Genomic DNA, 13,606 nt, shown 5'->3' on the forward strand with positions numbered 1-13,606 from the left:
AACAAGTAATGGCTGAACATGCATACGTCTTAAGTCAGATGTGGACAACAAAAAATGCAAAGTCGTCCCCATTTGTACTTTATATGTATGCCTTACCAGTTTTAGAAGGAATATTTTGTGATAGAAAATTCTGATAATTAAATGACTACATAGCCATTATTGATGTGTTAAAACATCCTCTATTAAAAAGGCAATATACAAATTTGTCTTAGTAAAGGGATTACTCAAGTCCATATCTAAAAGCATTTCAATTTTTTTTATTTTATAAAGAACCGTGTTGCGATGAATAAACTGACGCTCACTAATCCTACTTGTACTGCCGTTTTCCTCAAGAAAAATGCGTAAAAATGGTACATAATCTGTGTTGTGCACATCATCATAGTGGTAGAGATGACCAAGAATATCCTGGCTGAAGGATTTCATGAGTGCTTGATTTTGCACAGCCATAATAATTTTATAGGCACCTATTTCTTTATATTTATATAAAAAACGATTGTTGTGGAGCTGCGCTAAATGAATGACCGTTAATGATTCATCATAGCTTTTTCGGACATTTTCAAGCTCTTTATGATAGTTGCCTTTTCCAATAATCATATCCAAGCAACCATTTTTTAACGTAATTTTTTCATAGATTTCTTCAACGATTTTTGAGAAGGGTATATTTGGTGTATTGATCTGTGTTTTATCAATTAAAAAGATGAGGTAGTTTTTATGTTTTAATTTTAAGAAGCGTTGATAGCGATTTTGAAAAGCGAACTGCACCAATACCTCATATCGATCAATGGAGGCTTGAGTGCCGACTGTTGTGCAAGTAATGATGGCTAATTCTCTTCCTTGAGGAAAACCAAGCTGTGCTAGTTGATCCTTCATGCTGTTAGCGTTTTGTTTGTAATGGAATAATAAATTGAACAGAACTTTTTCTTCCATGGATAGCTCCTGATGGTGGTTGGCGATAAACTGAAAGGTCGTTTTTAATAGATCGGCAATTCGATAATTCCATGGCATTTGAAAAATAGGGAAATCATATTGATTGGCAAATGAGATGACGGCCTCTGGAATATTAGGAATGAATGGACCTGTATTAATAATAAAACCAGCTACTTTTTTGGCGTAGGCTTGTTTCACAAGTTGTTCTAATGAATTTACATCTGCATTTAAATGAATACCAGTTGTGACGACTAATTCATTGGGTCTACAAAACATGATTAAATCATTGCTTTCAACAACATTAATACCAGTAACTCTTCGATACGTACCACTATGTCCAGCGACTAATGTGAGCATTGGGAATTGAACTCCCTCCACGATTTTACGAATCGTACCCATATTCCCCCCCCTTAATTATGAACATAACTTACCATATATGATGTGCAGTTGCACATATTTTTTTAGTTTTCTATCCATATCTCTCAAATTTTATCTATTTTAGAATGTTTAATAACTACTGTGAAAGAGAGGACTTGCATATGTATAAATGTAATAGTAGACGATTGCGAGAGTTAATTGAACAATTTAGTCAATTTGGGGCTACTGAAAATGGTGGCGTCACACGTTTGTCTCTTTCGGATGAGGATGTATTAGCACGAAACTATTTTTGTGAGTGTTGTGAAGCTTTAGGTATGGATATTCATGTGGATGATATGGGCAATATTTATGCGACTCTTGCTGGGAAAAAGGATGTGCCACCAATCGTTATGGGTTCCCATTTAGATTCGGTGGAAAAGGGTGGAAGATTCGATGGTGTATTAGGCATATTAACTGCTATCGAGGCAATACGAACGATTAAAGAAAATGAAATTGAAGTGGATATTCCGCTCATGATTGTCAATTTTACGAATGAAGAAGGGGCTCGTTTTGACCCAGCAATGATGAGTTCGGGGGTTATCACCTCGAAATTTGACAAAGAAAAGATGCTACAATCCACAGATAAAAATGGTGTTCGTTTCCACGAAGCGTTACAAGCAAGTGGGTATGAGGGAGAGCAAGCCAATCGTCTGAAGGAAGCACTTGCTTATATCGAATTGCATATTGAGCAAGGGCCAGTGTTAGAAGCGAAACAACATGAAATTGGGGTTGTAGAAGGTGTGCTTGGCATGGTTTGCTACGAAATTACAATTACAGGGCAATCGAATCATGCTGGTACGACTCCCATGACAATGCGGAAAGACCCAATGATTGTTGCCTCAACGATCATAACTGAGTTACATGAGCAATTAGGAAAGATTGATGAGCAATTAGTGTTTACATTTGGCCGTCTGAATGTTTCTCCAAATATTCACACAGTCATCCCTAATCAGGTGACATTTACGATTGATTCTCGTCATCAAAATCCTGAGGTGATGGAACAAGTTGAGGATATTCTTCTTGCGCTACCCGAAACTGCAGGAGGATGTAATATCCACCCAGTAAAGTTATGGGGTAGGGACACCGTGTATTTTGATACAGCTATTTGTAATGAGGTAGAAAGAGCCTGTCAGAGCTTCGGTTATACTGTACATCGCATGTTTAGTGGAGCAGGACACGATGCCCAGTATATGGCGAGTATGGTTCCATCGGCAATGATTTTTGTTCCAAGTATTCAAGGGAAGAGTCATTGTGAGGAAGAGAAAACAACCTTTGAGGATTGTGCAAAGGGAGCAGATATTTTGCTAGAAACGGTTCTAACGCTACAAACAAAATTTAGTATGGGCGAAACTTATACATTGCATTAAACATGAAGTATTCTCTAATTTTGTGATGAAGGGTGAGGGGCACAGTGAAAAAAATGATTAAAGGTGGAAGAGTAGCAACTGCTGCGGATGCATATGAGGCAGATATTTTAATAGATAATGGCAAGATTGTGCAAATCGGGCAAAATTTAAGTGAGGATGGCGCTGAAATCATTGATGCAACTGGGAAATATGTGTTGCCAGGGGGGATTGATCCTCATACGCATTTAGATATGCCATTCAATAATACAGTGACAGATGATGATTGGAAGTCAGGAACGATTGCGGCGGCTTTTGGTGGGACAACCACTATTTTAGATTTTTGTTTAACAGCTGGTGAAGAAAAATTGTCAGCGGCCGTAGAAAGATGGCATGACAAAGCCAAAGGAAAGTCTGCTATTGATTATGGTTTCCATTTAATGATTGGTGATTTAACGCCTGAAACCGAAGCCGAATTACCTCAAATTTTAGAGCAAGAGGGAATTACCTCTGTCAAAGTCTTTATGGCATATGCTAAAGAGTTCCAGGCTTCAGATCGAACACTTTTTAAGGCGTTTAAAATTGCCAAAGATCTTGGAGCATTGGTGATGGTACATTGTGAAAATGGCTCTGTGATTGATGAACTTGTCGAGGAAGCAAGACGTGCAGGCCATAAGGAGCCGATTTATCATGCATTAACACGTCCGGCTGAATTAGAGGGAGAGGCAACAAAACGTGCCATCGAATTAGCGCATATTGCTGGAGCAAAGCTATATGTAGTGCATGTAACATGTAAAGAAGCGGTGGATGAAATTATTGCTGCTCGTGAAAAGGGCTATGACGTCTATGGTGAAACATGTCCACCCTATTTAACACTTGATCAATCAGCTCTTGCCCAGCCAGGCTTTGAAGGAGCCAAGTATGTTTGGTCACCTCCTCTTCGCCCGAAATATCATCAAGAACATTTATGGAATGCCCTAAAGGCGAAACAGCTTCAGACAATTGGCTCTGACCAATGCTCCTTTAGCTTTAAGGGTAAAAAACAGTTAGGCCTAAATGATTTCTCAAAAATTCCAAATGGAGGGCCTTTCATTGAGGATCGTTTCAGTATTTTATATTCTGAAGGCGTTGCCAAAGGTAGAATTTCGATTCATGAATTTGTCGATATGATTTCAACAAGTGCTGCAAAAATATTTGGTTTATTCCCGCAAAAGGGAACAATCGCCATCGGCTCTGATGCAGATATCGTTATTTTTGATCCAGAGGCAAAACGCCAAATTTCGGCTAAAACACATCATATGAACGTCGACTATAACCCATATGAGGGATGGGAAGTGACTGGCGAGCCTGTTAGTGTGCTAGTACGTGGCGAATATGTCATTAAAAATAAAGAATTTGTTGGTGTACTAGGTAGCGGACAATATATTAAACGTCCATTAAAAACAGTAGCTGCGGAAGCCTTGAAGATTTAGCTTCCTTCAGTTTAGGACCGATTGTTTTGGCTGGAGAACAAAACAATCGGTCTCGTAATTGGTGCACGGAAAAAAGAACACATGAGGGGGATGTGGAATGGTTCCGATTCAAGAAAATGCGATGACCTTGCAGCTTAAACGTAATTTTGTGGAATTAAAAAACAAGATGACAAAGAATGAGGCTATTGAGGAAGCCAATCGTTGTCTTTATTGTTATGACGCACCATGTATTAAAGCTTGTCCGACAAGTATTCAAATTCCAAATTTCATAAAAAAAATCGCATCTGGTAATATGAAGGGCTCTGCTACGACTATATTAGAAGCAAATCCTATTGGTGCAAGCTGTGCAAGGGTTTGTCCAACAGAAGAATTATGCGAAGGAGCGTGTGTCTTAAATTCTTCAACAAAGCCAATCAAAATTGGGGAGTTACAGCGTTATGCAACGGATTGGGCAATGGAAACGAATGCTCAGCTATTTAAACAGGGGCCAAGTAATGGTCATAAGGTAGCCATTATTGGAGCTGGTCCTGCTGGTTTATCGGCTGCACGTGAACTAAGTCGTTTTGGCTATCAAGTAACTATCTATGAGGCTGAAGCGAAGGCAGGTGGCTTAGGTAGTTTTGGTATTGTAGCGTTCCGATTACCTAATGATGTTGTTGATTGGGAAGTCGAGCAAATTGAACAGCTTGGAGTGGATATTCAAACTAATATGACGGTTGGCGTCGATATTACTGCCGATGAAATTTTGGGAGAATATGACCATGTTATTTTAGCTGTCGGTATGGGGGCTGTTCCCAATCTAGGCATTGAGGGAGAAGATTTAGATGGTGTCCACGATGCTATTGAGTTTGTCAGAAAAACAAAAATGGGACCGCTTACAAATGAGATTGTAGGAAAACGTGTTGCTGTTATTGGTGCCGGAAATACAGCGATAGACGGTGCTACAAGTGCAGTGCGTTTAGGGGCAGAGAATGTCCAAATACTTTATCGAAGAACGCAAAAAGAAATGACTGCCTATCAATTTGAATATGAATTTGCGAAGCAGGATGGTGTGGAATTTAAATGGCTCACAGCACCAAAGAAGATTATTGGCAATGAGGATGGCAGGGTAACAGGTATTGAATGCGTGAAAATGAAGCTTGGTGAACCTGGGCCTGATGGTCGACAAAGACCAGAGGAATTACAGGGCTCTAATTTTATTATTGAAGTGGATGCGGTCATTAAAGCCATTGGGCAAACTCGTTTTGTTTCATTAATTAAAGCATTTGGTTTAGCCCATACAAATGGCGTTGTTGATATAGATGAGACGACGATGCAAACGTCCAATGACAAAGTGTTTGCATGTGGAGACGTTGTCTTTGGCAATGGACAGGGAGAAGCGATGGTGGTGACTGCTGTACAGCAAGGAAAAGATGCAGCATACAAGATTCACGAACGTTTAAGAAAACCAAGTGAGATTGCATAAAGGGGGAACTTACATGGCAGACTTACGCATTAACTTAGCAGGCATCCAATCGCCGAATCCATTTTGGTTGGCATCCGCACCGCCTACAAATTCTGGTTATCAAGTACAACGCGCATTTGAAGCAGGATGGGGTGGTGCTGTATGGAAAACATTGGGGGATCCAATTTTAAATGTATCCTCCCGTTTTGCGGCTGTTAGTTTTAACGGCCAGCGTGTAGCGGGCTTCAATAATATTGAATTAATTACAGATCGACCGTTAGAAGTAAATTTACAAGAAATTTATGAGACAAAAAAGAAATTTCCTAATCACGCGATTATAGCCTCTTTAATGGTGGAGCCAAAGCAAGAAAAGTGGCATGAAATCGTAAAACGTGTAGAAGATGTGGGGGTTGATGGTCTTGAGCTTAACTTTGGTTGTCCACATGGGATGGCAGAGCGAGGCATGGGTTCTGCCTCTGGTCAAGTCCCTGAACTGGTGGAAAAACAAACGTACTGGGTAAAGGAAGCGGCACGTACACCTGTTATTGTGAAATTAACACCAAACATTACGGATATTACAGTTACGGCAGAAGCAGCTAAAAGAGGTGGAGCAGATGCCATAAGTATGATAAACACGATCAATAGTTTGGCAGGTGTAGATTTAGATACTTGGAATACAGTTCCTCATGTTGCTGGTAAAGGGGCGCATGGTGGCTATTGTGGTCCAGCTGTAAAGCCGATTGCACTCAATATGGTAGCAGAATGTGCTCGTAATCCATTAGTCAATGTACCGATTTCGGGCATTGGCGGAATTTCTAATTGGCAGGATGCCGCAGAATTTATATTAATGGGTGCAACAGGCGTTCAAGTTTGTACAGCAGCGATGCACCATGGCTTTAGTATTGTGGAGGATATGATTGATGGGTTGAACAATTATTTAGACGATAAAGGTTTAGCTTCCGTCATGGACTTAGTAGGTCGCTCCGTTTCAAGATATTCAAACTGGGGTGATTTAGACTTAAATTATAAAATTGTCGCAGAAATTAATAATGATGTTTGTATTAATTGTAACAAGTGTCATATTGCTTGCGAGGATACGTCACATCAATGTATTGATCTTTATACAGAAAATGGACGTCCATTGCTAAAAGTTCGTGAAGAAGACTGCGTTGGTTGTAATCTATGCTCTATTGTTTGTCCAGTAGATGGTGCCATTTCTATGGTTGAACGTAAATCAACCGTTCCACCGATGACATGGAATGAACGCCAATCGCTCATTAGCAGTCTCTCAAAATAAAGACTTTTCATCTTTATTCAGTAGTAGACATTTATAGGGATGAGCTATAGCCTATCGAACACCAACTGAATGAAGATAAATGAATAAAATCGAAATTCCACCTTCCTTCATCAAGTGGCGATGGAGGAGGGAAAAACTTCAAGTAGGTTGTCACGGAAATTAGAAAAAAAGGAGAGAAACTTTATGGAACGTGAAGGGAATTATTTAAAATCCCCAGATTTACTTCCAGTGACACATCAACAAAGAAATATTGGAACATTTGGTTTTGCGGTGATTTGGATAGGGATGGCGATTGTTTTAGCGGCTTTTGCAATTGGCGGTTCAGCCATTATGAATTTATCCTTACCTATGGTTATTTTAGCTACGTTGGTAGGTTCCTGTTTGATCGGTGTCTTTATGACGTTAATTGGTGATATAGGTATTGAGCATGGATTATCATTCCCTGTTTATATGCGTGCACCATTCGGCACATTTGGCACTCATATTCCTTCTCTTGTAAGGGGCATAACAGCCGCATGTTGGTTTGGTCTTAATACGTATTTTGGCGCATTAGCCATAAACGGCATTTTAAATTTATTGTTTGATTTTGATAATTGGTTCATTTGTTTCCTTGTATTTGCGGCGCTTCAGCTCTTTAATACATCACTCGGCATTAAGTCCATTGAGCGCTTCGCTGATCTAGCAGCGCCTGTCATTATTTTGATTTCTTGCTGGATGTATTACACATTAGCTGATAATGCTACGTCCCAAGGGAAAAATATATGGACGTGGGTAGAAACGCCAACAACGGGCTTTGCTGCCTTTACAGCTTTTATGGTAGTGGTCATGGCAAACATGGGCTTTTGGTCAACACTGGCAGCTGATATGCCATCATTATCTCGCTTTTTTAAAGCACCTAAAAATGAACGCAATTGGTTCAAACGGAATAAAACACAGCTCGTGGGCTCATTAATTGTTATGCCAATAACGAACACATTTATTGTTACAATTGGTGCAGTTTGTTATATGGCGGTAGCATCTGCTGACCCTATCAATGCTTTACAACAAAGTGCGAGTGGTTTTATTTTAGGTATCCTTTTGCTGATGATTGTGTTAGCACAATGGTCAACGAATACGTCTGCTAATGTCGTACCAGCAGCTACTATTTTCTCAAATATCGGTGGCCCCAAAGTACCTTTTTGGGTAGGGGTTGTTATTGCGGGGATTATTGGTATTCTTGCTCAACCATGGAATTTATTTGATGTAATGGTCAATGTTTTATTGATTATAGGTGGAATATTAACGGCGATTGTAGGGATTTTATTTGCGGATTATTATCTCATTCGCAAACGACGTGTACATGTCAAGGAACTCTATGAATTAGATGGGCAATTTAAATACTATAAAGGTTTTAATATCGCCGGGTTAGTGGCCTGGGTAATCGGTGGTGCTATCGCCAATATTTTTTCAACTTATTCTTCTTTAGTAGGGTTCTTTGTAGGAGCAATTGTCTATTATGTCTTAGCGAAGTATTGGTGGTTTAAAAAATACCCTCAAGCAGAGCTAGTAGATCCAAGTGATGCGAAGTATTTAGGTATTACAGTCGGACATAATTTGGATGAATTATTTGGCCAACAAGCACATGCGCCACTGACAGATCAAGAGGAAGATGAGCTAGTGGAGCAACCAGACCCTCTGCTAGAAATAAAAGGTGCCGAATAAGTGACACTACATCAAGACATTTTCAAATGAAGGTGAGGTGATGGCATGTCTGAATTCCAACAAAGCAAAGAGGAAATCCAAAAAGTGGATCTTTATTTAGATAGCGGCTTTAAAATCAAATATGTCTACGAAAATTTAAGTGGGATGTTTGTAGAATTTGCTCGTCAGGAAGAAGTGACCTTACTACAAATTCTAACGGCAGATGCACGAAAGTATTTCACAGCAAAATTACAGGAACAAACCTTACTATAATAACGAAGTAACCTCTATTTCATTCGCCAAGGATGGATAGAGGTTTTTTGTTTGCCAGTTCTTTATGTAACAACAGAGCAAGCCTTTAGTTTTATGGGAATTGACATCAATTAAAATAAAAAAGATGTCCCTATGAGAGACACCTTTTTCTTATTCTTTATTCATTTCGCTATGCTTTCGACCATAAACCAAATAAACAATCAAACCGATGATGAACCAAATACCACATGCAACCCATGTAAGGACAGAAAGCTGTGATATTAAAAAGAGACATAATAGGAATGATAAAATCGGTAGGACTGGGAAAAACGGTACTTTAAAGCCCCCAGAAGGGATATTTTTATTTTTACGTAAATACACCACACCGATGGATACAATAGTAAATGCGACTAATGTGCCCATATTGACTAGTTCGGCAAGCTTAGAAAGTGGCACAAATCCTGCACAAAAGGCAACTAATATTGCGAAAATCCATGTGTTTTTCACGGGAGTTTTAAATTTAGGACTGAGCTCAGCCATACTTTTTGGCAGTAAACCATCACGGCCTAATGCGTACAATAGTCGTGTTCCTCCGTAAGACATCACTAATATAACAGTCATCATTCCAACTACGGCACCTAATGAGATTATTCCCGCAATCCAATCTTGGTGGACCATCTGCATCACATAGCTAACAGGGTCACTTACATTTAACGCATGATAGGGAACGATACCTGTTAAAACCATTGATACAACAACATAGAGCACCGTACAAATAAGTAAAGAACCGATGATGCCAATGGGCATATTCCGCTGTGGATTTTTAACTTCCTCAGCAGCCGAAGATACCGCATCAAAACCTAAATAAGCAAAAAATACAAGTGCTGCTCCACTGAAGACGCCGCTTATGCCAAATGGTAGAAAGGGCTCCCAGTTAGTAGGCTTTACATAAAATACCCCTACGCCAATAAATAGTAAGATGACAGCGACCTTCAAGAAAACCATCCAAGTATTGAATCGAGTGGATTCTTTAATACCAAGCGTTAATAAAAATGCCGTAGCAAAAATAATCAAAATCGCAGGTACATTCATATATGTGCCAGCAGCAGGATTAAAGGCTCCTGAAATTGCTTGGGGCAAAACGATATGAAAGCCGGCAAGAAGTGAGGTTAAGTAAGATGACCAACCTGTCGCAACAGCGGCAACAGCCAGTCCATATTCCAAAAGTAAAGCCCATCCTACTAACCACGCGATAATCTCGCCAAAGACAATATAGCCATACGTATAGGCGCTCCCAGTTACGGGGACACTTGATGCAAATTCGGAATAACACATGCCTGCAAAAGCGCAAACAATGGCGGCGATAATAAAGGAAAAAACGATCCCAGGCCCAGCATGTGTTGCTGCCACCGTTCCAGGCAAGATGAAAATACCAGTGCCGACGATGGCACCAACTCCTAATAATATAAGATCAAAGGCACCTAACGTTTTCTTTAGTTGAATAGTCCCGCTATTTTGTAATAGTTCCTCGATTTTCTTTCTTCTAAATAATATTTTACTCACGCTCAATCCTCTTTTTCTTAGAAATATGTAAAAATATTATACTTTTTTGATAATTAGGTCAATCTTTTTGTCGAAATAAAGTGAAAAAACTAATATATTTAGAATTTTTAGAACAATAATAGTAAGGGAGCTACTCCATATGCTAAATCTATCAAAAAAACATTATTTTTTGTTTTTCCTAAAAATACAATTGTCTTTTTTAGAAAAATTGATTATGATTTTAAAGTATATTCAACGTAGATAGAACAACAGGAAAAGAGGCGTTATGGAGTGGCCAACAAAGAATTACAACGAGGATTAGAGGCACGTCACATCCAAATGATCGCGCTAGGCGGTACGATTGGTGTGGGCTTATTTATGGGTTCTGCAAGTGCCATCCAATGGACAGGACCTTCAGTACTCCTTGCCTATGGAATTGCAGGTATTTTTATATTTTTCATTATGAGAGCAATGGGTGAGATGCTTTATATGGAGCCAAGTACAGGCTCTTTTGCAACATTTGGCTATAAATACATTCACCCTTTAGCAGGCTATTTAACAGCATGGAGCAACTGGTTCCAATGGGTAATTGTTGGGATGTCTGAAATTATAGCCGTGGGAACGTATATGCAGTATTGGTATCCTGATTTACCAGCATGGATACCGGGTCTCATTGCAATGATCATATTAGGTGTGGCAAACTTTATCTCAGTTAAATCTTTTGGTGAATTTGAATTTTGGTTCGCCATGATTAAAATCGTAACCATTATATTAATGATTGTAGCAGGGGTTGGACTGATCTTCTTTGGCTTTGGTAATGATGGTATTGCGATTGGCTTATCAAATCTATGGAGTCATGGTGGCTTCTTTACTGGTGGCTGGACAGGCTTCTTCTTTGCATTATCGTTAGTAGTTGCAGCCTACCAAGGTGTAGAGCTTATTGGTATTACAGCAGGGGAAGCAAAAGATCCACAAAAGACAATTACGAATGCTATTCAAAGTATTATTTGGCGCATTTTAATTTTCTATATCGGAGCTATTTTTGTCATTGTGACAGTGTATCCGTGGGATGAATTGGGTACGATCGGTAGTCCCTTTGTTGCGACATTTGCCAAGGTAGGTATTACTGCTGCTGCAGGTATTATTAATTTTGTCGTTATTACAGCTGCTATGTCTGGCTGTAACAGTGGTATTTATAGTGCAGGACGTATGTTATATACTCTTGCGATGAATGGACAAGCACCGAAATTTTTCGCGAAGCTTTCTAAAAATGGTGTACCTTTATTTGGTACAGCTGGCGTATTAATTGGTTTAGTGATTGGTGTCATTTTAAGCTATATTGCACCACAGAATTTATTTGTCTATGTGTATAGTGCAAGTGTTTTACCAGGAATGATACCATGGTTCATTATATTAATTAGCCAAATGAAATTTAGAAAAGTAAAAGGTGAACAATTAGCGAATCACCCGTTTAAAATGCCACTAGCCCCTATTACGAATTATTTAACAATTATCTTCTTAATGATGGTGCTGGTTGGCATGTGGATTAATGACGATACGCGTATATCATTAATCGTAGGAATTGTATTTTTAGTAATTGTAACTATTAGCTATTATGCATTTGGTATTGGCAAAAATCGCTACAGTACGGATCAGGGCGAATAGCAAAAAGATGCTTCTCTTAACAAGAGAGGCATCTTTTTTTGCCTATTTTTGCTAGCATATTTTTTACATAAACATTCGTAAACATGCCAAACTATAAAAAACTACGTGTGGAGACTGGTATTCGTTGAAATAAAAGGGGTTGAACGGAATGCACGAAATACCTGAACAGCTTGTTGCTAAATTAAAGAAGGAAATAAATGATGTAGATGATGTAAAGCTAAATATGATTGCAACAGAAGAAGGGGATGTTACCCTTATATATTTTTCCTCTCTTATAGAAAAAATGACGTTACAATCAATGGTATCTATTCCGTTAACCAATAATATCAAACAAATTCATCAAATGGCTCAATATGTGGACCCTAAAGATATACAAGGCGTCATTAAAAAATTGAACTCTGGGCAAACACTGCTGTTTTTTCATGAAACCAATGCACTTTTAAGTATGGATACGTATAGTGCACCTACAAGGGCCATTACAAATACTGAAACAGAATCAACCGTTATAGGGCCTCAGGATGCATTTACGGAATCTTTGGAGACCAATATTTCTCTAGTGAGAAGACGAATTCAAAGCGCTCAGCTAAAAAATGAAAATCGTATTGTTGGTTCTGAGGCTAATATTAAAATTTCCATTATGTATATGGATAATATTGTGAACCATAAAAACTTAGACGATCTTAGGAATCGTATTGATCAGGTGGAATTCCCTTTATTTACAGATATTTCGGTGTTGAAGCAATTAATTGAGGATAATCCGCTATCCCCTTTTCCCCAATATTATATGACGGTACGCCCTGATAGTATTTGTCGATACTTAATTGACGGCCGGATTGTCATGTTTATGGATAATAGCCAATTAGCGATTGTCTGTCCGACCTCGTTTTTTGAAATGTTCGTGTCGATTGAGGATTATTATAACCGATGGACAACAGCCTCATTACTAAGGATGCTGCGCTTCTTTGGTTTTTTCTTAACGATCATGATTACGCCCATGTATATTTCTGCCTTAACCTTTCATCCAGAAATATTGCCATATGAGCTTTTGTTAAATCTTCAAGAATCGAGAAGTAAAGTGCCTTTTCCACCTCTTATCGAAGTGTTATTTATCGAATTGATTGTAGAGGTATTACGGGAAGCGGGTTCTCGAATGCCGGCAAAAGTAGGACAAACAATCGGTATCGTAGGAGGTATTGTCATTGGGACTGCGGCTGTGCAGGCAGGATTACTTAGTAATATTCTCATTGTGTTGGTGGCCACTTCTGCACTATTATCTTTCCTACCACCGATTTTCTTGATGAGTAATGCTAGCCGATTTGTGCGTTATATTTTCATTTTATCCGCTGGGTTATTTGGTCTATTTGGGCAAATGCTTGCCTTTGCTTGGTTAATTCATCATTTACTAAGTTTAAAATCATTAGGAACTCATTATATGACACCAGGTATACCGAGAAATCCAACAGATTTGTTAGATAATGTCATCAGATTTCCTATCAACTATTTAACGAAAAAATCAGGCATATCAAGTGCTCAGAAAAAACCGACAGAGGAGAAATGAGGTAAAAGA

At 38.9% G+C, this 13,606-nt stretch carries 10 protein-coding genes; 8 read left to right on the forward strand and 2 right to left on the reverse strand.

Annotation, left to right across the window (positions count from 1 at the left end; all coding sequences use genetic code 11):
• Positions 1 to 156: 156 nt before the first annotated feature.
• Positions 157 to 1,326: a PucR family transcriptional regulator gene (locus tag AC1Q6O_RS05865; RefSeq protein ID WP_446935539.1), complete on the reverse strand. Its 1,170-nt coding sequence runs from the start codon at positions 1,324 to 1,326 to the stop codon at positions 157 to 159.
• Between the two features lie 140 nt (positions 1,327 to 1,466).
• On the opposite strand from AC1Q6O_RS05865, the gene AC1Q6O_RS05870 reads away from it, so the two are divergent.
• The 6 genes from AC1Q6O_RS05870 (at position 1,467) to AC1Q6O_RS05895 (ending at position 8,853) form a co-directional block, all read left to right on the forward strand.
• Entirely contained in the window at positions 1,467 to 2,711 is a 1,245-nt protein-coding gene (locus AC1Q6O_RS05870) for a Zn-dependent hydrolase (RefSeq protein WP_043990170.1), read from the forward strand.
• Between the two features lie 44 nt (positions 2,712 to 2,755).
• Entirely contained in the window at positions 2,756 to 4,159 is a 1,404-nt protein-coding gene (gene hydA / locus AC1Q6O_RS05875; RefSeq protein WP_043990169.1) for a dihydropyrimidinase, read from the forward strand.
• A gap of 97 nt (positions 4,160 to 4,256) precedes the next feature.
• Positions 4,257 to 5,624 (forward strand): NAD(P)-dependent oxidoreductase, encoded by a 1,368-nt coding sequence (locus tag AC1Q6O_RS05880; protein ID WP_492401003.1) that lies wholly within the window; start codon positions 4,257 to 4,259, stop codon positions 5,622 to 5,624.
• Between the two features lie 13 nt (positions 5,625 to 5,637).
• On the forward strand, positions 5,638 to 6,900 hold the full coding sequence (gene preA / locus AC1Q6O_RS05885; protein ID WP_043990168.1) for an NAD-dependent dihydropyrimidine dehydrogenase subunit PreA: 1,263 nt from the start codon (positions 5,638 to 5,640) through the stop codon (positions 6,898 to 6,900).
• 183 nt (positions 6,901 to 7,083) lie between these two features.
• Positions 7,084 to 8,601: an NCS1 family transporter gene (locus AC1Q6O_RS05890; RefSeq protein WP_043990166.1), complete on the forward strand. Its 1,518-nt coding sequence runs from the start codon at positions 7,084 to 7,086 to the stop codon at positions 8,599 to 8,601.
• Between the two features lie 45 nt (positions 8,602 to 8,646).
• A complete protein-coding gene (locus AC1Q6O_RS05895) occupies positions 8,647 to 8,853 on the forward strand; it encodes a hypothetical protein (RefSeq protein ID WP_089986569.1) in 207 nt (68 codons plus the stop codon).
• Between the two features lie 150 nt (positions 8,854 to 9,003).
• Here the strand turns inward: AC1Q6O_RS05895 and bcaP are convergent, their stop codons facing one another.
• Complete coding sequence (bcaP, locus tag AC1Q6O_RS05900) at positions 9,004 to 10,395, reverse strand: branched-chain amino acid transporter BcaP (RefSeq protein ID WP_107921777.1); 1,392 nt, start codon at positions 10,393 to 10,395, stop codon at positions 9,004 to 9,006.
• A gap of 270 nt (positions 10,396 to 10,665) precedes the next feature.
• On the opposite strand from bcaP, the gene AC1Q6O_RS05905 reads away from it, so the two are divergent.
• On the forward strand, positions 10,666 to 12,039 hold the full coding sequence (locus tag AC1Q6O_RS05905; protein ID WP_008176592.1) for an amino acid permease: 1,374 nt from the start codon (positions 10,666 to 10,668) through the stop codon (positions 12,037 to 12,039).
• A 148-nt stretch (positions 12,040 to 12,187) separates the two neighbouring features.
• A complete protein-coding gene (locus AC1Q6O_RS05910) occupies positions 12,188 to 13,597 on the forward strand; it encodes a spore germination protein (RefSeq protein ID WP_089986566.1) in 1,410 nt (469 codons plus the stop codon).
• Positions 13,598 to 13,606 lie beyond the last annotated feature (9 nt).

The organism is Lysinibacillus sp. GW823-FHT06C08, assembly GCF_058795135.1.

Excerpts from the sequence above, each read along its gene's own strand:
- AC1Q6O_RS05865 (WP_446935539.1), bottom strand. The coding sequence starts at position 1,326 with ATGGGTACGATTCGTAAAATCGTGGAGGGAGTTCAATTCCCAATGCTC.
- AC1Q6O_RS05870 (WP_043990170.1), top strand. The coding sequence starts at position 1,467 with ATGTATAAATGTAATAGTAGACGATTGCGAGAGTTAATTGAACAATTT.
- AC1Q6O_RS05880 (WP_492401003.1), top strand. The coding sequence starts at position 4,257 with ATGGTTCCGATTCAAGAAAATGCGATGACCTTGCAGCTTAAACGTAAT.
- preA (WP_043990168.1), top strand. The coding sequence starts at position 5,638 with ATGGCAGACTTACGCATTAACTTAGCAGGCATCCAATCGCCGAATCCA.
- AC1Q6O_RS05890 (WP_043990166.1), top strand. The coding sequence starts at position 7,084 with ATGGAACGTGAAGGGAATTATTTAAAATCCCCAGATTTACTTCCAGTG.
- AC1Q6O_RS05895 (WP_089986569.1), top strand. The coding sequence starts at position 8,647 with ATGTCTGAATTCCAACAAAGCAAAGAGGAAATCCAAAAAGTGGATCTT.
- AC1Q6O_RS05910 (WP_089986566.1), top strand. The coding sequence starts at position 12,188 with ATGCACGAAATACCTGAACAGCTTGTTGCTAAATTAAAGAAGGAAATA.